This window comes from Actinomyces minihominis, assembly GCF_900187855.1.
Classification (GTDB): domain Bacteria; phylum Actinomycetota; class Actinomycetes; order Actinomycetales; family Actinomycetaceae; genus Scrofimicrobium; species Scrofimicrobium minihominis.
In genome coordinates, this window is record NZ_FYEG01000001.1 from 201,015 (window position 1) to 220,403 (window position 19,389).

General features: G+C 61.0%; 19 protein-coding genes and 1 tRNA gene. 5 read left to right on the plus strand and 15 right to left on the minus strand.

Annotated features, from left to right (window positions below; all coding sequences use genetic code 11):
• The first annotated feature begins 37 nt into the window (after nt 1-37).
• Nucleotides 38-622 carry a peptide-methionine (S)-S-oxide reductase MsrA gene (msrA, locus tag CS903_RS01010; RefSeq protein WP_099331686.1) on the plus strand — a complete coding sequence of 195 codons (585 nt, stop codon included), beginning with the start codon at nt 38-40 and terminating at the stop codon, nt 620-622.
• Here msrA and CS903_RS01015 read toward each other — a convergent pair.
• Together CS903_RS01015 and CS903_RS01020 are read right to left on the minus strand one after the other, a co-directional pair.
• Nucleotides 619-1,023, minus strand: a complete 405-nt coding sequence (locus CS903_RS01015) for an FKBP-type peptidyl-prolyl cis-trans isomerase (protein WP_099331687.1) — start codon at nt 1,021-1,023, stop codon at nt 619-621. The two genes, msrA and CS903_RS01015, sit on opposite strands and share 4 nt — an antisense overlap.
• A gap of 59 nt (nt 1,024-1,082) precedes the next feature.
• Nucleotides 1,083-1,925 carry a Bax inhibitor-1/YccA family protein gene (locus tag CS903_RS01020; RefSeq protein ID WP_099331688.1) on the minus strand — a complete coding sequence of 281 codons (843 nt, stop codon included), beginning with the start codon at nt 1,923-1,925 and terminating at the stop codon, nt 1,083-1,085.
• A 125-nt stretch (nt 1,926-2,050) separates the two neighbouring features.
• Between CS903_RS01020 and CS903_RS01025 the strand changes: the two genes are divergently transcribed.
• Nucleotides 2,051-2,950 carry a DNA-methyltransferase gene (locus CS903_RS01025; RefSeq protein WP_099331689.1) on the plus strand — a complete coding sequence of 300 codons (900 nt, stop codon included), beginning with the start codon at nt 2,051-2,053 and terminating at the stop codon, nt 2,948-2,950.
• Here the strand turns inward: CS903_RS01025 and CS903_RS01030 are convergent.
• From CS903_RS01030 to pth, 10 genes are all read right to left on the minus strand, one after another.
• Nucleotides 2,907-3,500 carry an Ltp family lipoprotein gene (locus CS903_RS01030; protein ID WP_099331690.1) on the minus strand — a complete coding sequence of 198 codons (594 nt, stop codon included), beginning with the start codon at nt 3,498-3,500 and terminating at the stop codon, nt 2,907-2,909. The genes CS903_RS01025 and CS903_RS01030 overlap by 44 nt on opposite strands.
• Before the next feature lie 182 nt (nt 3,501-3,682).
• Nucleotides 3,683-4,114 (minus strand): hypothetical protein, encoded by a 432-nt coding sequence (locus CS903_RS01035; protein WP_099331691.1) that lies wholly within the window; start codon nt 4,112-4,114, stop codon nt 3,683-3,685.
• 275 nt (nt 4,115-4,389) lie between these two features.
• Nucleotides 4,390-4,462 (minus strand) — tRNA-Leu (locus CS903_RS01040).
• Nucleotides 4,463-4,519: 57 nt separating this feature from the next.
• Nucleotides 4,520-5,524, minus strand: a complete 1,005-nt coding sequence (locus tag CS903_RS01045) for a Ppx/GppA phosphatase family protein (protein ID WP_242491683.1) — start codon at nt 5,522-5,524, stop codon at nt 4,520-4,522.
• Complete coding sequence (locus CS903_RS01050) at nt 5,514-6,104, minus strand: DUF501 domain-containing protein (protein WP_099331693.1); 591 nt, start codon at nt 6,102-6,104, stop codon at nt 5,514-5,516. The genes CS903_RS01045 and CS903_RS01050 overlap by 11 nt, the downstream gene beginning before the upstream one ends.
• Nucleotides 6,097-6,873, minus strand: a complete 777-nt coding sequence (locus CS903_RS01055) for an FtsB family cell division protein (protein WP_099331694.1) — start codon at nt 6,871-6,873, stop codon at nt 6,097-6,099. Before CS903_RS01055 ends, CS903_RS01050 begins: the two co-directional genes overlap by 8 nt.
• Nucleotides 6,874-6,984: 111 nt before the next feature.
• Nucleotides 6,985-8,265 (minus strand): phosphopyruvate hydratase, encoded by a 1,281-nt coding sequence (eno, locus tag CS903_RS01060; protein ID WP_099331695.1) that lies wholly within the window; start codon nt 8,263-8,265, stop codon nt 6,985-6,987.
• Nucleotides 8,266-8,323: 58 nt separating this feature from the next.
• Nucleotides 8,324-8,902, minus strand: coding sequence for a SurA N-terminal domain-containing protein (locus tag CS903_RS01065; RefSeq protein WP_099331696.1), 579 nt, complete (start codon nt 8,900-8,902; stop codon nt 8,324-8,326).
• 126 nt (nt 8,903-9,028) lie between these two features.
• On the minus strand, nt 9,029-12,658 hold the full coding sequence (mfd, locus tag CS903_RS01070) for a transcription-repair coupling factor (RefSeq protein WP_099331697.1): 3,630 nt from the start codon (nt 12,656-12,658) through the stop codon (nt 9,029-9,031).
• A gap of 63 nt (nt 12,659-12,721) precedes the next feature.
• A complete protein-coding gene (pth, locus tag CS903_RS01075) occupies nt 12,722-13,315 on the minus strand; it encodes an aminoacyl-tRNA hydrolase (protein WP_099331698.1) in 594 nt (197 codons plus the stop codon).
• 176 nt (nt 13,316-13,491) lie between these two features.
• On the opposite strand from pth, the gene CS903_RS01080 reads away from it, so the two are divergent.
• Both CS903_RS01080 and CS903_RS01085 read left to right on the plus strand, forming a co-directional pair.
• Nucleotides 13,492-14,031 (plus strand): 2'-5' RNA ligase family protein, encoded by a 540-nt coding sequence (locus tag CS903_RS01080; RefSeq protein WP_099331699.1) that lies wholly within the window; start codon nt 13,492-13,494, stop codon nt 14,029-14,031.
• A gap of 19 nt (nt 14,032-14,050) precedes the next feature.
• On the plus strand, nt 14,051-15,307 hold the full coding sequence (locus CS903_RS01085; RefSeq protein ID WP_099331700.1) for a YihY/virulence factor BrkB family protein: 1,257 nt from the start codon (nt 14,051-14,053) through the stop codon (nt 15,305-15,307).
• Here the strand turns inward: CS903_RS01085 and CS903_RS01090 are convergent.
• Entirely contained in the window at nt 15,274-16,050 is a 777-nt protein-coding gene (locus CS903_RS01090; RefSeq protein ID WP_242491705.1) for an exodeoxyribonuclease III, read from the minus strand. The genes CS903_RS01085 and CS903_RS01090 overlap by 34 nt on opposite strands.
• A gap of 160 nt (nt 16,051-16,210) precedes the next feature.
• On the opposite strand from CS903_RS01090, the gene CS903_RS01095 reads away from it, so the two are divergent.
• On the plus strand, nt 16,211-17,164 hold the full coding sequence (locus tag CS903_RS01095; RefSeq protein ID WP_099331702.1) for a cation diffusion facilitator family transporter: 954 nt from the start codon (nt 16,211-16,213) through the stop codon (nt 17,162-17,164).
• A 9-nt stretch (nt 17,165-17,173) separates the two neighbouring features.
• Here CS903_RS01095 and CS903_RS01100 read toward each other — a convergent pair whose 3' ends face one another.
• Nucleotides 17,174-18,079, minus strand: a complete 906-nt coding sequence (locus CS903_RS01100) for a bifunctional methylenetetrahydrofolate dehydrogenase/methenyltetrahydrofolate cyclohydrolase (protein WP_242491684.1) — start codon at nt 18,077-18,079, stop codon at nt 17,174-17,176.
• On the minus strand, nt 18,076-19,377 hold the full coding sequence (gene glyA / locus CS903_RS01105; protein ID WP_370737629.1) for a serine hydroxymethyltransferase: 1,302 nt from the start codon (nt 19,375-19,377) through the stop codon (nt 18,076-18,078). Before glyA ends, CS903_RS01100 begins: the two co-directional genes overlap by 4 nt.
• Between the last annotated feature and the right edge of the window lie 12 nt (nt 19,378-19,389).

Sequence of the window (19,389 nt, forward strand, 5' to 3'; positions counted from 1 at the left end):
ATAGAACCAACGTAACCGTCAGAACCTAAGGATCATTATGGCTGATACATCGGGTACCCATGTTGTACTAGGGACGCCTTTGGACATGCAGGCCGAGGACGGCAACCTTGAGATCTTCCTGGCCGGAGGCTGTTTTTGGGGTGTTGAGAGATTTATGTGGGAGACGCCGGGCGTCATCCTCACCTCGACGGGCTATATGGGAGGCAAGTCAACAGCCCCCACCTACGTCCAGGTCTGTACTGGATTCACGGGGCACGCTGAGACCGTTCGGGTCATCTATGACCCGAAGCGTGTCACCACCCAGGAGCTTCTGGCTGTGTTCTTTGAGAACCACGACCCGACCCAGGTGAACAGGCAGGGGAACGACCTAGGCACCCAGTATCGCAGCGCTATCTGGACGACCACTGCTGAGCAGTTCGAGGTCGCTCAACTGCTCAAGTCAGCCTATGAGGAGCGGATCATCGCTGCCGGCATGCCACCGATTGCAACGGAGATCCACTCCCCACCCCCACCGGTTTTCTACCTGGCAGAGGAGTACCACCAGGGCTACCTCCACAAGAATCCCCACGGTTACTGCAACCACGGATTCAACGGAGTGGAGTGCCCTAGCGGTGTTTTCTAACGCTTGATGGTCTCGAGAATGTCGGTGACGAAGACCAGGGTTGCACCGCCTGCGATACCTGCCTGAGGTACACCGCGGGGTCCGTAGCCCAGCTCTGAGGGGATGGAGAGAAGGACGCGTGAACCGACGCGCTGTCCGACCAGTCCTTCATCCCAACCTGCGATGACCATGCCGACACCGATTCCGAAGTCGAGCGGAGCACCGCGGTCGTACGAGTTGTCAAAGACGCTGCCGTTCCAGCTCTGCCCCAGGTAGTTGCAGACGATGGTATCTCCGGCCTCGACAATGTCTCCGGTACCCTCTTCGAGGACCTCAACAACGAGTCCCTCCGGGGGCGTGGGGGCTGAGAATGTAATGACCGGCTTGTCGCCGAACTCGCCGGTTACCTGTACGTTTTCCATGCTTTTCCTTCCGCGACCAGGTCGCCTTGTGTGGGTTTCTGAGCAGGTCAGATTCGTTGCTAACGCGACTGCATTCGCGAAAGAATATTGAGGATCTCGATGTAGAGCCACACGATGGTGACCATCATTCCGAACGCACTCATCCAGGCGTACTTTGCCGGCACGCCCCTCTGCACGCCGATGCGGACCTGGTCAAAGTCTGAGATCAGGCAGATGGCTCCGATGAACACGGCAAATACCGAAAGAACCACGCTGAGGGGGAAACCCAAAATGCTGGGACCGTCGATGCCCCCGATGGGCGCACCGAGAAGGCCGAGGACGAAGATCAGCAGTCGGGAGACGATGAGGCCGATAATCGAGATGAGGGCGAACCGCTGCATCTTCGGGGAGTTGCGGACCTTACCCGAAGCGAACAGAGCCAGTGTCACACCGAAGACAGCGAAGGTGGCTACCACAGCTTGAAGGACCACACCCGGCGCCCACATCTCCGTCACCATGCTCAGCGCACCCAGGCCCTCTCCCTCAAGTGCCGAGTAGGTCAGGATCAGCCCCGGACGAATTGTCTTCGAGAAAATGTTGACCATCGCGGCAACTAGACCAAGCAGAATGCCACCCATCATCAGCGGGGTGGCGAGCGCCAGGTTCTGAGCGGTTATGAACCATGATCCCGCCGCAAATGCGATGAGGACGATCAGGTTCAACGAGGTCTTAACGATGACATCGTCATAGGTCATGCGACCCGTATCGACGGCATCCGCAGACCTGCCCTGATACGACTGGCGTGCTTCTTCAAATGCCTTCTGGTCATAAACCGGTGGGTGGGTGGTCTGCGCCGTCTGTGTGGCCGCGGCAGACTGAGCCGCCCACTGGTCTTCCATGCGACTAAAAACCGGATTCGACATTAATGCTCCCAAGTCTTGAGGTACTACCCCAAGGTTTCCACATCTCGACCCATTCATGCCACGCCTTCCGCCCTCGGCAATACGCTCAAGGCGGACAGGCCGGGGCTTTCAGTTAAGGTGGGTCTATGCAGACCACTTCCAGTCGTGACCTCATAGTCGAGGGCGATAATCTCCAGGTCATCTCTTCCTTTCCGGATGAGACCTTTCGCCTGATTTACCTCGATCCCCCCTTCAACACGGGACGCACGCAGTCACGTCTAACTCGCAGTTCCAAGCGTGTCACCGGTTCCGGCCGGGTGGGTTTCAAGGGCGCGCGCTACGAGCAGGTCGTCGAGATGGTCACCTCCTACGATGACCGCTTCGCCGACTACTGGGAGTTCCTGGAGCCGCGCCTCGAGGAGGCTTGGCGCCTACTCACCCCCGACGGCACCCTCTACCTGCACCTTGACTACCGGGAAGTGCACTATGCCAAGGTGCTTCTTGATGCCCTGTTTGGCCGCGAGTGCTTCTTGAACGAGATTATCTGGGCCTATGACTACGGCGCCCGCACCAAGAAGAAGTGGCCCTCTAAGCACGACACCATCCTTGTTTACGTCAAGGATCCGGGCGCCTACTACTTCAACTCCGAAGAGGTCGATCGGGAACCCTACATGGCTCCCGGCCTAGTCACCCCGGAAAAGGTTGCCAAGGGGAAACTTCCCACCGATGTCTGGTGGCACACCATCGTCTCCCCCACCGGCAAGGAGAAAACGGGCTACGCCACGCAGAAGCCACTGGGTATCCTGCGCCGGATCATCCAGGCTTCCAGTCAAGTGGGCGACGTAGTCCTCGATTTTTTCGGTGGTTCAGGCACCACTGGCGCAGCCGCCCAGCAACTGGGGCGCCGCTTCGTCCTCATCGACCAGAACCCCGAGGCAATCGCGGTGATGCGGGATAGGCTTCCCGATGCCACAGTCATGAGCTGGAAGAAAGAGATGCGACTCAGCGAAGCGCTTCAACCGCCTGCCGAGCCTGCTCCGGAGTGAACATTTCCCCGTCCTTGCTGCTGAGCAGTTCATAGATGTCCTCGGCGGTGAGGTCGGGGTCCTGGCTGTAATCGACTGCCTTCACCTTGGCATTCTCAGCCCAGTCCCAGTTGAGTGAGTCGAGGGCGCAGGCCGCGGCCTCCTCGGTGAAGGCATCACCACCCTCATCCATTAGCAACATCCGCGCCATGGCCTCACTGACCCGCAGTTCCGCAGCGTAGTAGCGAGCGGGTATCAGGGCCGTTTCACAGCTGTCAACACCAGCGGTGCTCTCACCGGGCTGATCATCTTCCTGCACGTCTACCGCCGGGCCGCTCTGAGTCTCTTCCTCGTTCCCTTCGGGAACCACAATGGCCTCCTCCGACTGAAGTGCACTCTGCTCGGTAACCCTGTTGTCACGTGTTCCCAGCGCCGTCGCAATGACAAGTGCGGCAATGACCAGCAGCGTCAAGCCCGCCCAGAACGACCAGCGCCGGTACCAAACCGGGCTGGCTGGGGCGTGATGGACTGAAGAGCGGCTGGGAAGCGGCCTATCCGCTGACGTTGTCATCCCGCAATCCTACGGGACACGCAGAAACACCCTGCCTCTCACGCGCGCGCTGGGGTAGTAGGCGCGGGGGGGATATCTCTATCTGGGGCGTAGGGTGGGAACCCGGCCTTAGGGGGGTTGTACCCCCTGGGTGCCTTCAGACTACCGGCTCCGGCTCTGGTTCGGCTTTGAAGTTGCCGGGGCTACAAGGGCGCCTCGGGCGGGGCGCTGAAGGCGAGGCGCTCTCTCTCGGCGCCGTACTCTTCGAGGTCGACGGCTTCGATCGGGGTGTGGTCTCGGTCTTTCAGCCAGTCATCGACGGCTTCCTGTACGGCCTCACCGTCCTGTAGGGCTTGCCCAATCTCGATGATGGCGCTGTTCTGGGCCCTCTGTCGCTCGACCCAGTTGAGGGGGAAGTCCTCCGCCACCCAGTAGGTGTCGTAGGCGCCCTGCTCGGTGGACCAAACCAGCGAAATGTACCCCGCGGGATCTTCGATCCTGGTGCGTAGCCCTGGGCCTTGAAACTTTAGATGTGGGTACTTGCGCTTGGGTCCGACCGCGATTGCTGGTGCAACCTCGCCGAGGGGTCCTTCGCCAAAGGTGAGGTCTTCGGGGCTGGGATAGTTCGGGTCCATACCCACCACACTAGCGGGGTGAAGGCCCCCGCGGCCGATAATGGTGCAGGGGCCTTCTAGTGTGGGTAAGCGGTAGTCATTTGCAAGGTTGCCTTGATAGCTACTCGGTCACTGGTGAAGTAAACCGAACCGTCGGCTTCTACTTCGATGTCCTGGCGGATGATGAACTGGCCGCTACTTTGTACAAAATAAGGCCGCCGTCCTCTGCAATTGAGAGCAAATTGAGAACATCGGGGCTAGTTGAGAACAGCAAACCCCTCTGACCTGCGTGTTTGTACCCCCGGTCGGACTCGAACCGACACTTTGTCGATTTTAAGTCGACTGCCTCTGCCATTGGGCTACGGGGGCCTGCCCGAAACGGGCGCTACAACTCTAAGACATAACCGTCAGAGTCGTGAAAACGGACTACGACGACACGGGCTGCGTGGCGCTCAGAGCCAGTCCGTCGAGGATGTCGTGTTCCGAAACGACCACGACTGGAGAAGCACCCGTTACGGGGCACATGTCTGGGCTTCCCACCGGATCCGCGATGACGCCGAGACGAACCAGGATTCGCTCCCAGATCAGTGCGCCACCGCCGATGACATCGGCGCGACCCGGTGGCATGGCGGGCTGCAGGGCCTTCTCCACGACCGGATCGTTGATCATCCTCGAGATCGCATCACTCCACTGCTGCTCGGTCGGAACCAAGCCGTGGGTGATTTCTGGGGAGTACTCGGATACCCCACCGATGAGGGCGGCAATGGAGGTGACTGTGCCAGCTACCCCGACGAGGGTCGCGGCCTGGCGGATGTCGACCTCGACAGCGGCCTCATCAATCAGACCGTCAATCCAGCTGCGGGCCATCCCGAGCTTGTCAGCAGTCCAGGGCTCCGGCCCGAACCGTTCAGTAACTCGAACGGAGCCCATGTTCATCGATACCGACTGCTCGACCCCCTCTTTGCCGAGGACGAACTCCGTCGAGCCTCCCCCAATGTCAACCACCAGGTAGGGGCCTTCCAGGTCAGTTGGAAGGGAAGAGATGGCACCATTGAATGACAGTGCGGCCTCCTCCTTACCCGTGATGACCTCGGGTTCAATACCAAAGATCTCCCGCATGCCCCGGACGAAGATTTCGCGGTTACTCGCGTCGCGGCTGGCAGAGGTCGCGGCGATGCGAATGGTCGAAGCTCCGGCCTCTTCAATCCGCCTTTGGTAGCTCTGCGCTGCAGCCAGAGTCCGCTCGATTGCATCCGGGTTGAGAGCTCCCGTTTGGTCAACGCCCTGACCCAGTCGGGTGATCACCATGTCACGCTCAACATCAACCAGGTCTCGAGCCCCCAGTTCTCCCACAGGGCGATCGGCAATCAGGAGTCGAATGGAGTTGGTTCCGCAGTCTATGGCTGCGGCCCTCACAAACTCAGGCATCATTCTCTGCGTCCCTCGACAGTTCGAGGGCTAAAAGGGTGGTGTAACCGCTGGGGATCAGACCCCTGTCACGCATCTCTTCCAGGGCGATGTCACCGGCCAGGTTCACACCGGGTCCCGCGACCAGGGAGTGTCCGACTAGGGCGTGGAGGCACTTGACACGGTTGGGTAGGCCACCGGCGCTGATGCCGGCGATCTCCGTGACCTCACCTGTACCCATGAGTTCGGCGATATCGTTGCGGCGGGAAATGTAGTCCTCGTGAGCGGCTCGGTGGGCTGCGGCGAACTCCTCGTCCTCGGCAAGTTTTTCGGTGAGCACCACCATGTAGTGCTCGGCCTCAAGGGTGGAGCAGGCAACCGTAATCACCGGGTCTGTCAGGTAGAAGGTCGTCGGAAACGGGGTGCCGTCGGGAAGGCGAGGGGCGGTCACCAGCACGAGCGGGTGCCCGGATACGGTGCGTGAGCCAACCCCGAACACCCCCCGTGGTTCACGGCCTAGATCGGCGATGATGGCTTCACGATCGGCGTCACTGTAAACCAGTCCGTCAGTCCACTTCACATCCCCGGCGTTCTGCTCACTCATTGCTCTGTACCTTTTCTTCGTTCTGATTTGCCTTTGCCAGTTCGCCGGTCGTTGAGGGCTGGTCCGCCTCTCTCAGGGATTCGAGGACGACCCAGGCCCAGGGCTTCTCAGGCCCCGAGAGATTGTTATGTTCACGTCCGAGATCGGTTGATTCCTCAGGCTCCGGTGCATCTGTGACTACGAACTGGGTCTCCCCGGGACGCACAAAACCTATCCGCTCACGTGCCTGGGCCGCGATGTAGTCCTCGTCCTCCCAGCGTGCCAGCTGATCCTGGAGCTCACCCGCCCGGACCTCAGCCGCCTCAACCTCGGCTACCACAGCGTGGTATGACTGTTCTTGCCGCAGCCACTGCAAGCCCAGGGGGACGAGGACGACCACCAGAACTGCGACTATGACAAAGGCGACCAGGAGCCTCACAGAGACCGTCAGGCCACCAAACGACCACTTCAGCGGCTCACGCTTTGAGTGGATGCGGATGGGCTTCCGCGTGGCCTTTCCGGCCTCACTGGGTTTCTGAGGCATTGGTTTCGCGCGCTGCTCTCGCGCACCCGTCGGACGGGTTGTGCCGCTGGGCCGAGAGGTACCTGGTTTGTAGCCAAACCCATTCGCCGTGCTACGACGCACCCTAGTTGGACCCGTTGAAGAGGGAACTTCAGAGGCCTGCGGCGCAACCTTCGCCTCTTTTGGAGTCGTCACTGTTTGCTTCGTGGAAGCATCCAGCATGCTGCGCGTGCGAGGGCGCTGCGGGGGGCGGGGTGACGAACTCATGGGTTCAATCTTGTCCGATCTGATCCAGATGCCAAATCCACCACGCCAAAGACCCCCGGCAATATATGCCGAGGGTCTTCAGCCACTAGGTGTTAGGCGCGAGCCAAATACTTAGAACTTGGCGCGGGGGAATGCCGACTTACCTGCGTAGGCGGCATCCTGGCCCAGCTCCTGCTCAATGCGCAGCAGGCGGTTGTACTTTTCAACACGCTCTGAACGAGCGGGCGCACCGGTCTTGATCTGGCCCGAGTTGGTAGCAACTGCAAGGTCAGCAATGGTGGTGTCGCCGGTCTCCCCGGAGCGGTGCGAGGTCATCGAACGGTAGCCGTTGCGGTGTGCATCCTCAACAGCCTCAAGGGTCTCGGTCAGGGTGCCGATCTGGTTCACCTTGACCAGCAGTGCGTTAGCGGTGCCGGTCTCAATGCCGCGGGCGAGGCGGGCAGGGTTGGTGACGAAGAGGTCGTCGCCAACGATCTGAACACGATCACCGATGGCATCGGTGAGCTGCTTCCAAGCATCCCACTCGTCCTCAGACAACGGGTCCTCAATGGAAACCAAGGGGTAGTCGGAGATCAGCTTCTCGTAGTACTCAACCATGTACTCGGTGGTGCGCGCTTCGCCTTCGAACTGGTAGGCGCCGTCCTTGAAGAACTCAGTGGCGGCAACATCCAGGGCGAGAGCAACATCTTCGCCCGGCTTGTAACCAGCTCGTTCAATGGCCTCAACGATCAGGTCAAGAGCAGCCTTGTTCGAGGGAAGATCGGGGGCAAACCCGCCCTCGTCACCCAGACCGGTCGAAAGACCACGTTCCTTGATGACTGCCTTCAGGGTGTGGTAAACCTCTGCACCCATGCGCAGTGCCTCACGGAAGGTCGGAGCACCGATCGGAGCAATCATGAACTCCTGGATGTCAACGTTGGTGTCAGCGTGTGAGCCACCGTTAAGGATGTTCATCATCGGGACGGGAAGGACGTGAGCGTTCGGGCCACCCAGGTACTCGTAGAGGGGCAGTTCTGCGGACTCTGCAGCGGCACGGGCCACGGCCAGCGAAACACCAAGAATAGCGTTGGCGCCGATCTTGCCCTTGTTAGGGGTGCCGTCAATCTCCATCATTACACGGTCGATCTCACGCTGGTCACGTGCATCCAGTCCGATGATCTCGGGAGCCAGGATCTCGCCAACAGCGTCAACTGCGTCCTGAACACCCTTACCCTGGTAGCGGTTCTCGTCGCCATCGCGACGCTCAACAGCCTCAAATGCTCCGGTGGATGCACCCGAGGGGACACCGGCTGTGCCCTGTGCACCGTCTTCGAGGTACACCGATACTTCGATGGTCGGGTTGCCGCGTGAGTCCAGAATCTCGCGTGCTTCAATGTCTTCGATCATTGCCACGGTGTTTCTCCTTATTTCCTGTGGATTGTCGAGCAGGTCTAGTAGGGATAGAAGTCAGTTAGCCGGCGGTGCCGGTTTCAAGCAGGTTCCCGGTTACAGAGCCGGGAAGATCTCCGGGGCCCACAATGGAGCCGTCGGTGAAGGTGCCGTAGCGGGGGTTCAGTGTGACGTCCGAGTCCATGATGAAGGTATCAAGCTCAACGATCTGTTCATTGCTGATCGCACCGCTGCGAACGGTGTTGACCAGCAGCAGGTCCTTGAACATGTCCCGCACCGTTGGGTCGACATCAGCTACGTCGAGGTCGGAACCAAGCTGCGCGATCGCGCCCTCAAGGGTCGCCTGAATCTCCTCATCTGGGAGTTCGATACCAACCGCATCGGCTGCCTGCAGACGCAGATTCGTCTCAACCAGGAAGCCAACCATTTCGTCGCGTGGGATCTCAGTTCCCGAGAGCTGCGCCCACTGGGTGATCGCGTCGGTCAACGCGGTTTCAGAGATACTGTCGCCGTTGACGATGAACGCGGTACCGGGAGAACCTGACGTGCCACACGCCGTCAGTCCCAGAGCAACGCCCGAAGCGATGGCGATCGATGCGACCGCTTTACCAATAGTTCGAATTCTGTAGGCCCGAGCCACTTCGCCCCCCTGTCGGAAAAGTCCGCTCCCCAGTGTACGCCAAACTTCCCGGCACCCCCGTGCCGCTTAGGTCCCAAATGTTCACGCTTAGCGATGAAAGTGACATACCTGTCGTGGCTCCGAATCCTAGCGGGGCTGAGCCTTTGCGATCGGCGCAGTCAAGACCCTTATGAGCCCCTCGACCCATTCGATGAGCGTTTCGTCTGTCGGGGTCTCCTCTGAACTCATGCTGGGTTTCGAGATCGGCACCAGAACCTGACGCACCGCGGGTTTGATGGTGGTTCCCGGGTAGAGGCGCTGCAGTCGCAGGGCCTTCGACTCCGGTAGTTGCACCGGCCCCAGCCTGAGGTAGCGCCCCTGGGTGATCGCCTCGGTTATCCCCACCTGCCGTAGCTTCTCACGAAGGCGCGCCACCGCAATCATGAGGTCGACCTCGCGTGGGATCGGGCCAAAGCGGTCCGTGAGCTCCTCGCGCAGTTCCTTTTCGGTTGCATCCGAGTTGATGGCGGCAATGCGCCCGTAAGTTTCCAGCCGCAGCCGTTCTCCGGGGACGTAGTCCTCGGGTAGGTGAGCATCAACGGCTAGTTCGACCCGGACATCACTGTTGTCCTCTACGGCCTCACCCTTGAATGCGGCCACCGCTTCGGACACCATGCGAACATAGAGGTCGAAGCCCACCCCCTCAATGTGACCCGACTGGGCCCCGCCCAGCAGGTTACCGGCACCGCGGATCTCGAGGTCCTTCTGGGCGATTGCGAGGCCGGCTCCCAGGTCGGTGTTGGCTGCGATGGTGCGCAGGCGCTCCAGAGCTGTCTCTGAGAGGGCCTTGTTGGAGTTGTAGAGGAAATAGGCGTAGGCCCTCTCCCGCCCTCGCCCCACGCGACCGCGCAACTGGTGTAGTTGCGACAGGCCGAAGATGTCCGCCCGATCGACAATCAGCGTGTTGGCATTGGAGATATCGAGGCCGGTTTCCACGATGGTGGTGGAGACCAAAACATCGAACTCATGGTTCCAGAAGTCGACGATCACCCTCTCCAGTTCGGCTTCCGACAGCTTGCCGTGGGCAACCCGGATGCGTGCTTCAGGAACCAGTTCCTGAAGTCCAGCAGCCACCTTATTAATCGAATCGACCCGGTTGTGAACGAAGAACACCTGTCCCTCACGCAGCAACTCGCGGCGGATAGCGGCCGCAACCTGGGCGTTCGAGTAGGGGCCGACAAATGTGAGGACAGGTTGGCGCTCCTCGGGGGGAGTCTGCAGGACCGACATCTCACGGATCCCGGAGATCGCCATCTCCAGGGTGCGGGGAATAGGGGTCGCCGACATTGAGAGGACATCGACGTTGGTGCGCAAAGCCTTCAGGGTCTCCTTGTGCTCAACACCAAAACGTTGCTCTTCATCGACGATGACGAGGCCGAGGTCCTTGAACTGGACCGAACCTGTCAGCAGGGTGTGGGTACCGATGACGAGGTCGACGCTCCCGTCCCGCAGCCCCTCCTTGACCTTCTCTGCCTGAGCCCCGGTGGTGAAGCGGGACAGCTGCTCAACCCGGATGGGGAACCCCGCGTAGCGTTCAGCGAAGGTGTCGTAGTGCTGCTGGGCCAAGAGTGTGGTCGGAACGAGGATTGCCACCTGTTTACTGTCCTGAATGGCCTTGAAGGCCGCCCGGACTGCCACCTCGGTTTTGCCGTAGCCAACATCGCCTGTCAACAGGCGGTCCATGGGAACACTCTTCTCCATGTCCGCCTTGATTTCGTCAACCGTTGCCAGCTGGTCCGGGGTCTCCGTGTACTCGAAAGCATCCTCTAGTTCACGCTGCCAGGGCGTATCGGGCGCGAAGGCGTGCCCTTCTGACTTGGCCCGTTCCGCATAGAGGCGCACCAGTTCGGCAGCGATCTCCATGACGGCTTTGCGAGCCTTCTGCTTGGTCTTGGACCAGTCCGCACCGCCCATTTTGGAGAGCTTGGGGGCTTCGGACCCGGAGTAGGCCGAAACCTGGTCTAGTGATGAGGTGGGGACATAGAGGTTGTCTCCCGGTTGCCCCCTGCGGGAGGCCTGGTATTCGATGACCAGGTAGTCACGCTGAACCTTCTCATCGCCCTTACCCGTCGTCCTCGTCTCAATCCCGAGGAACTTACCGATACCGTGCTGAGAGTGAACGACGAAGTCACCAATCTTCAACGTCAGGGGGTCAACCCCCTTGCGTCGCTTCGCCGGAAGCCTGCGCATCTCACGGGTGTTGGCGCCAGCCCGGCCTGTCAGGTCCTGCTCGGTAATGACGGCCAGAGACTCGCTGTGCATGACGAATCCGGAGGTACCGGGGGCCGGAAGAACCGACACCACACCGGAGGGATCATCGGCAACAACCTCGTCGACCATTTTCGCAACCACGTCATTTTCGCGCAGCACCTCAACGATGCGGCGCCCGGCACCAGCCGCGGGGACCGTGACGATTAGTCGCCACCCCTCACGGGCAAGGGCCCGCAGGTCATGGGTAGCTCGATCAAACTCGCCCCGGTACGGGGCCACCGATCGCGCCCCAACCCTGGCAAGGCGGGCATTGACGACCACGGCCTCGACGGCAGCCCCCGAGGGTTGTGCGGTATCCGATTGGCCCTCCACCTCCCCGGGTTCGACCTCGGCAAGCTCAAGTGGAGGTAGGTCGGTGTACTCCCACCAGGCACGCTTAGCCCCCTGCCCCCAGATCTCATCGAAAGGGACGAAGGAAGCAGAACGGGCGAGGACGGGAATCGCCCCACCTGCAGCGGCGCTCCCCCAGGCAGCCGAAAGGAACTCCTCGGCGGTACGCAGAAGGTCAGCGCCCCTGGCCACGGTTCGTTCGGGTTCATCGAGGACGAAGAGAGAGTCATCTGGAAGCAGATCGGAGAGCATCTCCATCCCCGATACCAGGGATGGAGCCAGCGCCTCGAGGCCGGGCGCGTAAATCCCCTCCGCCGCCAGTTCGAGGATCTCTGCTGCGCCCGGCAGCTCCTTCTGAGCGGTGAGGGCACGGGAACGTACCTCCGGTGTCAGCAGCAGTTCACGTGCCGGCGGCGCCCACAGGCCGTCGGTGGCCAGACCAACGGTTCGCTGATCAGAGAGGTTGAAGTAGCGAATCTCCTCGACCTCATCCCCAAAAAGGTCGAGACGGATCGGGTGGGCACCGGTGGGGACAAAAACGTCGATAATCGAGCCGCGCAGCGCCACCTGCCCGCGGCGTTCCACCATGTCGACCGCCTCATAGCCGAGGGCGACCAGGCGCTCCTGCAGGGTGCCCGGATCCACCCAGTCCCCCACGCGAACCCGCACGGGCTCAATCTCTCCCGTCCCCCTGATCAGCGGTTGCATCAGTGTGCGCACCGGAACCACGAGAATGGAGATCGGACCGGCCCCGGCCACCGAGGGCTCGGGGTGGGCAAGGCGACGCAGAACCGTGGCGCGGCGCGCCATGGTGTCCACCTGCGGTGAGAGGCGCTCGTGAGGCAGGGTCTCCCAGGAGGGCATGACCGCTACGCCCTCGGTCCAGGCGGAAGCTGCCTGAGCAAACTTGGCGGCCTGGCGACCCGAAGATGTAATAACCACGACCGGCGAGTGCAGCCCAGCCTCACGCCGCTCTCGGGCAGCCAGCGCGACCACCGCGGGACGAAGCCCCTCCGGGACCACCAGGGTGCCGCGTCCGGGTCGCGCCATTGTGGGGACCGTGGCTTCAACCGCGACATCACGTTCGACCGTGGCGAGGAGTTCCGAGAGCTCCATTTGCTTGTGGCTGCTCATAATTGTGTTCTTTTCAGCTTCCGGTTGTTACGGTGCGCGCGAGCGTTAGTTGGCTGAGTGGAGAGCCATCTGGGTGGGGATAAACCCGTCCCGGATGATGTCTGCCGCAACCCCCGCTGCGAGCCTCTCGGTTACCGACCACTCTTCGCGCGCGGCTTTAGGCATCTGTGCGAGGACGTAATCAGCTGCGTCCTGGCGTCCCGGGGGCCTGCCGATTCCCATCCGCAAGCGCAGATAGTTCTTGCTACCTGTTGCCTGGGAGATTGACCGGAGGCCATTGTGTCCGCCCTCTCCTCCGCCTTGCTTAAGGCGCAGTCGGTGTGGATCGAGGTCGAGGTCGTCGTGGGCAACGATGATCTGCTCGACAGGAATCCCGAACTTCTTGGCAAATGCCGCGACGGGGGGCCCCGTAATGTTCATGAAGGTTGTCGAGTAGGCAAGGTATGCTCGCCCTTCACCGGGACGATCCCCCAGAAAGGCGTCGGCGACCATCAGCCCACTGCGGTCCCGACGGAAGTTGGACTGGTGTTCCTGCGCCAGCGTTACCACCGCATCCTTACCGACGTTATGGCGCGTGAACTGGTAGGTCGCACCCGGGTTGCCCAGACCTACGATCAGCCAGGGATGTGGCTTAGTCAAAGTGTCCCCCCCACGATTCTTCGGCAGTTGGCCTTGTTACTCGCTCCGTCCCGAAGCATACCCACCTGACTTCCCAAGGTCTCTTTTCGCAGCAAAGATGTGATCACCCGACCAATGTGCGGGGTAGACTCAGCGAAGTTAAGACAGGCAAACCAGGCGATTACCTTTGAGGACTGATGTACGTACCCGACAGAAGTGAGTCAGAGGAGTGGCTCGGCGTTGTCATAGCCGTACCGGAACCGTGGGTCTCCCTTCTTACCGAAGCCAGGTTGGGTCTGGGGGATGAGGCCGGGGCCAGGGTTCCCGCGCACATCACAGTCATGCCCCCCATCGCCGTTTCTTCCGACAACCGGGAGGCGGTCTTTGAGCACCTCGCTGCCATTGCTAAGCAACACAGGCCATTTCGGATCACGGTGCAGGGCACGGGTACTTTCCTTCCCGTCAACCCGGTGGTCTACCTCTCGGTTGAAGAGGGGGAACGTCAGTGCGCAGATCTCGCTGACGATATCCGTAATGGACCCCTTGATTATGATCCCCGCTTTCCCTACCACCCGCACATCACCCTGGCCTATGGTGAGGACCAGGGCATGCTTGAAAAGGCCATGGAATGGGGCGCCGACTTTGAAGCCTCGTGGATGGTTCCCGGTTTCCGCCTCGACAGAGTCGAAGCCACTGGCTCCTACGCTTCGGTAGCGCTCTTCAACTTCTCGTCCTAGAGCATTCGGAGGTCCTGCGATGCAGCAGAAGCGCCCCGCGGCAACAGCTGAACAGACCTACTCACTGATCCATGCCGACCAGTGGAAGTCACGTTTCCGTGACCTGGGACCCGCGCTGCGGACCAGCGGCTTCAAGAACAAGATCAAAGCCGTGGCTGGGGTGTACCAGCACCACAGGATTGGTCGCGGCCTCACCCGCTACTCCATGCAGAAGGGACGCCTTGCTGCCGGAGCCATCTCCTACATGGCGGTGTTCTCACTCAGCGCGGCCCTGACGGTGGCCTGGACTCTTTTCTCGCACTTCTTTACCGCCAACCCGGAGTTCCAGTCCCTGGTTCTCACCACCGTGAACCAGTTTGTCCCGGGCCTGGTCACCAACCCGACCACCGGCGTCAAGGGAATCATTGACCCGGGCGCCATTTCCCAAACCAAGACAACCATCATCGCGGGTATCGCGGCGTTTGTGGCAGCCGTATGGTCGTCAATCCAGGTGATTCGCTACATCTCTGACGGCATCCGCTCCATGTTCGGCCTCCTCAACTATCCCGGGACCAACCTGAAGGCATTTGCTCGTTACCTCCTTGGGATTGTCCTGCTCTTCCTCGGTGTGATGAGCACGGTCCTCCTCACGCTTGCTTCGGGATGGTTTGAAGAGGCGATTGCCTCTATCTTCCCCACTTCGGCGCACATCCTCGATACCAGGACATTCGACTTCTTGAGGACGGCTTTCCCCTCACTGATCGACTTCATCATGTTCGGGCTGATTGTTCGCTACGTGGCGCGCATCCGCGTCCCCAGGGCCACCCTGCTGACCGGCTCACTGGCATTCGCGATTCTCTCGACGATCCTGCGTTTTTCAGGAGAGGCCTTGATCCGGGCTTCTGACAACCCCGTGATAGCCACGATCGCCACGGCTGCTGCCCTGCTGCTGTGGGTCAACTTCCTCGCCCGGGCAGCCCTGATGGTTTCGGCTTGGATGGCAGATGCTCCCGCCGTGGTTATCAGGGTCAAGAAGGAGTACGTCCACGGCGGTTCCTTCCCGAACTTCGTCACCCTGCACGCACCGGAAACCCTGAAGTGGCCCCACAACCCGGTTACCGGTGACATCATTCCCGCCATCCCCATCAGTGCGCTTCCGGCCGAACTCTCAGATGAGCTTAAGGAAGAGCTTGTGGTGCAGATTGATGAGGCCCAGCGCCCCACTCCGAGAAGAAAAGACACCGGGCCTACAGATGACTCAAATCAGAGCATGAACTCAACGGTTACAGGGGCGTGATCTGACCAGCGGGTGTCATATGAGGGCGCCCGGTCGATCCGGTGCCTCAGGGCCCGCTCGGCCAGTGTCTTGGTGACGTACTGGTAGTCGATGCGCCACCCGGTGTCATTATCAAAGGCCTTGCCTCGCTGCGACCACCATGAGTACGGACCTGGAGTATCCCCGTAAAGGTCGCGCACGACATCCACCCAGCCCTCGAAGACCCAGCGGTTGAGGTAGACCATTTCTTCGTCAAGTACCCCGGAGGCCTTGTTGTAGTTGCCCTTCCAGTTCTTGATGTCGAGCTGGGAGCGAACCACATTGAAGTCCCCCGCGAGGATTACCTCCGGGCCCCCTTCCGCGCGGTCAGCCAAGAATCGCTTCAGCCGGCCATCGATTGCCTGCAGGTGGCGCATCTTTGCATCCTGCTTCGGGTCGTTGATGACGCCGGAGTGGAAGTAGGCCGACACCACTCGCACCGGATCGCCACTGGCAGTCTCCAGATCGACCTCGATCCACCGTCCCGAGTCGATCGGCTCCTCCACTTCCGACAGTCCAATGAGGTGGGAATGGTCTGCAGCCAGGCCCACCGCGGCAGAATCCTTACGGACTGCGACGGCAACCCCGGCCCTTCCCTTGATCTGTGAGGGCGCCACGAAGGTGTCGAAGCGGTCGGTAATCAGGGCCGCGGCAATGGGTTCTTCCGCACGCACCTCCTGCAGCAGGAGGACATCGGGATTCGCCTGCTCGACCCACTCGGCCATGCCCTTTCGGTAGGCGGCACGGATTCCGTTAACGTTTACTGAAGCAACTGAAAAAGTAGAGGTAGACACGGGCCCAGTATCTCAGAGGCACCTGTCAACTCTGGCCTACCCTCTGGGTCTAGGTGGTGCGTTTGACCACCGTTGCGATAGTTTCAGTCCTATGGCAGCTTCATCGCAAAACCCCGATTCCTCCTCGCACCCACACGGTCACTCTCACAGTCACGCCAGTGCGGCGACATCGCGGACAAGGCTGGCCTGGGCCCTCGGTGTCACCTCAATCATCCTGGTTGTCGAGGTCGTCGGTGCAATCTGGAGTGGTTCGCTTGCCCTACTGGCCGATGCCGGCCACATGGCCACGGACTCAATCGGACTGGCAATTGCCCTGTTTGCCGCACACCTCATGACCCGTCCGCCCTCGGACAAATGGACCTGGGGTTTCGCCCGCATAGAGACCCTTGCGGCCGGCCTGCAGGCAGGCCTGCTGATTGTGCTCTGCATCTTCATCGGCTGGGAGGCCGTAGGACGCCTGAGCAACCCGACCGTGGTTGAGTCTGGACCGATGCTGTGGGTGGGTGTCATAGGGCTGGTCGCCAACATCTTTGCGATGGGCATACTGTTTGGTGGCCGCAAGTCATCACTGAACATGAAGGCCGCCTTCCTTGAGGTCAGCGCCGACGCGCTCGGCTCCATCGCTGTCATCATCGCGGCCCTGGTCCTGATGCTGACCGGTTGGCCCTACGCCGACTCGGTCGCTTCTCTACTGATCGCGGTGATGATCGCGGTTCGAGCCGTCTCAATCCTCAAAGAATCGGTCTTTGTCCTCATGGAGAAAACCCCGGACGGGATAGAGCTGCAAGAGGTAAGGGACTGCCTGAAGAAGAACCCCCACGTCCTCGACATCCATGACCTTCACGTCTCTGCCATCGGGACCGGACTGAACACCCTGACAGCACACGTCATCGTCACTGAAGACTGCGTGGCTTCAGGATTGACCGTCAAGGTTCTCCACGACCTTCAAGAGACCCTGGAGGACCAGTTCGGCGTTGACATCAACCATGTCACGCTGCAGATTGACTCAGACCAGCACGCCTCACACGAACAGCTGGCGCACTAGGGGCAGGGCTTAGAGGATCTTCTCCGCCTGTCGCACCACATTCTCAAGCAGCATAACGCGGGTCATCGGGCCGACTCCTCCGGGATTGGGAGAGAGCCAACCGGCAACCGTTTCTACCCCCGGAGCAACATCTCCGGCAATCTTGCCGCCGCACCTCGAGACCCCCACGTCAACGACCGCGGCGCCGGGCCGTACGTCCTTGACACCAATCAGGTTGGGGACACCGGCTGCGGCGATGATGACATCGGCGGCCCGGAGTTCCTCAGAGAGAGCCCTGGTTCCCGTGTGACAGAGGATGGCCGTCGCCCCCACCGTCCTCTGCCCCAGCATGAGGCCTAGGGGACGGCCCGTAGTCAATCCGCGACCCACCACACAGACCCGGGCGCCCCTGAGCTCAACCCCGCTATCACGAAGCAGTTCAATGATCCCCTTGGGCGTACAGGGCTGCGGGGCATCGGAAACCCCGTTGATATCAGCAACGAGCAGGCCCAGGTTGTAGGGGTGGAGGCCGTCGGCATCCTTTTCGGGATCCATGGCCTGAAGCACTGCTGCTTCATCAAGGTGATCAGGTAGCGGAAGCTGGACAATAAATGCGGTGCAGAGCGGGTTCAAGTTCAACTCGGCTACCGCGGCCTCGACCTCACCCTGCGTTGCATCAGCAGGTAGGCGGATGTCCAACGAGTGCAGACCAATCTCGCGACAGTCCCGGTGTTTCGCTGCCACGTAGATCTCTGAGGCAGGGTCCGCCCCCACCAGGATGGTTCCCAGTCCCGGAACCACTCCCCTTTCTTTCAGGGCTTCTACGCGATCGCAGAGCTCCGACTTCTTTCGCGCTGCGAGTGCAGACCCATCGAGGGGGCGGGCAAGAACCTGGGGCTCACCCAAAGACGAGACGGAGGGCCAGGGGAACTTCACGCCATGACCCTGAGGGAGTCAATTTCTTCGTAGAGCGGGCGACGGGCCGCAAGCGCTGCCACGCGGTTCCGCAGTGCGTCCTCGTCCAGGGTGTCGGCCGCCCCGTCACGAAGCGCGGTGGCGACAATGTCCGCAACCTCGGTGAAGTCCTCCGTCTGGAAGCCGCGGGTGGCCAGGGCCGGGGTGCCGATTCGCAGCCCCGAGGTGACTCGCGGGGGACGTGGGTCAAAGGGAACTGCATTGCGGTTGATGGTGACACCGATGCGGTGCAGCAGATCTTCACCGTCAGCTCCGCTTAGTGTGCTCTTTTGCAGGTCGACGAGGGCGAAGTGAACATCGGTTCCTCCGGTGAGGACGGAAATGCCCTCGGCGCGGGTGTCGTCGGCCATGAGCCGTTCAGCCAGGATTGATGCCCCTTCGAGGGTGCGCACCTGGCGCTCACGGAACTCTTCAGAGGCCGCGATCTTGAGTGCCACAGCCTTCGCGGCCACAGCGTGCATCAGGGGACCTCCCTGTTGGCCCGGGAAGACCGCGGAGTCAATCTTCCTTCCCCACTGCTCTCCCTTCGAGGTCAGAATCATGCCGGAGCGGGGGCCACCCAGGGTCTTATGCACGGTGGTGGTCACCAGATCTGCGTAGGGCAGCGGGTTCGGGTGCAGCCCTGCGGCTACCAGACCCGCGAAGTGGGCCATGTCAACCATCAGTGCGGCACCGACCTCATCGGCGATCGAACGGAAGGCCTCAAAGTCGAGTTGGCGCGGGTAGGCCGACCAACCTGCGATAAGGACGGTGGGACGAACTTCAAGGGCGCGATCCCGTACCACATCCATGTCGATCAGATAGGTTTCAGGGTCAACGCCGTAGGAGTGGGACTCGTAGAAGCGGCCTGAGAAGTTGATCTTCATCCCGTGGGTCAGGTGTCCCCCGTGGGCCAGTTCGAGGCCGAGGATTCGGTCACCCGGGGCCGCCAGCGCCTGAATAGCGGCGGCATTCGCCTGCGCACCGGCGTGGGGTTGGACGTTCACGTGGTCAGCACCGAAGAGGTCCTTGGCACGCTGAATCGCAAGTTCTTCAGCAACATCAACCCATTCGCAACCGCCGTAGTAGCGGCGTCCCGGGTATCCTTCGGCGTACTTGTTGGTGAGGACGGAGCCCTGGGCCTCCAGTACGCCGTAGGGGACAAAGTTTTCGGAAGCAATCATCTCCAGGGTTCCTCGTTGGCGCCCCAGCTCCCCCTCGATCACCGCGTGGATTTCTGGATCAACCTCTGACAGTGGCTGGTACAGGCTCGAAGACAAAATGTCACTTCC

Coding starts and splice junctions, on each gene's coding strand:
- msrA (WP_099331686.1), top strand. CDS start 38: ATGGCTGATACATCGGGTACCCATGTTGTACTAGGGACGCCTTTGGAC.
- CS903_RS01015 (WP_099331687.1), bottom strand. CDS start 1,023: ATGGAAAACGTACAGGTAACCGGCGAGTTCGGCGACAAGCCGGTCATT.
- CS903_RS01020 (WP_099331688.1), bottom strand. CDS start 1,925: ATGTCGAATCCGGTTTTTAGTCGCATGGAAGACCAGTGGGCGGCTCAG.
- CS903_RS01025 (WP_099331689.1), top strand. CDS start 2,051: ATGCAGACCACTTCCAGTCGTGACCTCATAGTCGAGGGCGATAATCTC.
- CS903_RS01030 (WP_099331690.1), bottom strand. CDS start 3,500: ATGACAACGTCAGCGGATAGGCCGCTTCCCAGCCGCTCTTCAGTCCAT.
- CS903_RS01035 (WP_099331691.1), bottom strand. CDS start 4,114: ATGGACCCGAACTATCCCAGCCCCGAAGACCTCACCTTTGGCGAAGGA.
- CS903_RS01045 (WP_242491683.1), bottom strand. CDS start 5,524: ATGATGCCTGAGTTTGTGAGGGCCGCAGCCATAGACTGCGGAACCAAC.
- CS903_RS01050 (WP_099331693.1), bottom strand. CDS start 6,104: ATGAGTGAGCAGAACGCCGGGGATGTGAAGTGGACTGACGGACTGGTT.
- CS903_RS01055 (WP_099331694.1), bottom strand. CDS start 6,873: ATGAGTTCGTCACCCCGCCCCCCGCAGCGCCCTCGCACGCGCAGCATG.
- mfd (WP_099331697.1), bottom strand. CDS start 12,658: ATGGAGCTCTCGGAACTCCTCGCCACGGTCGAACGTGATGTCGCGGTT.
- CS903_RS01080 (WP_099331699.1), top strand. CDS start 13,492: ATGTACGTACCCGACAGAAGTGAGTCAGAGGAGTGGCTCGGCGTTGTC.
- CS903_RS01085 (WP_099331700.1), top strand. CDS start 14,051: ATGCAGCAGAAGCGCCCCGCGGCAACAGCTGAACAGACCTACTCACTG.
- CS903_RS01090 (WP_242491705.1), bottom strand. CDS start 16,050: ATGGCCGAGTGGGTCGAGCAGGCGAATCCCGATGTCCTCCTGCTGCAG.
- CS903_RS01095 (WP_099331702.1), top strand. CDS start 16,211: ATGGCAGCTTCATCGCAAAACCCCGATTCCTCCTCGCACCCACACGGT.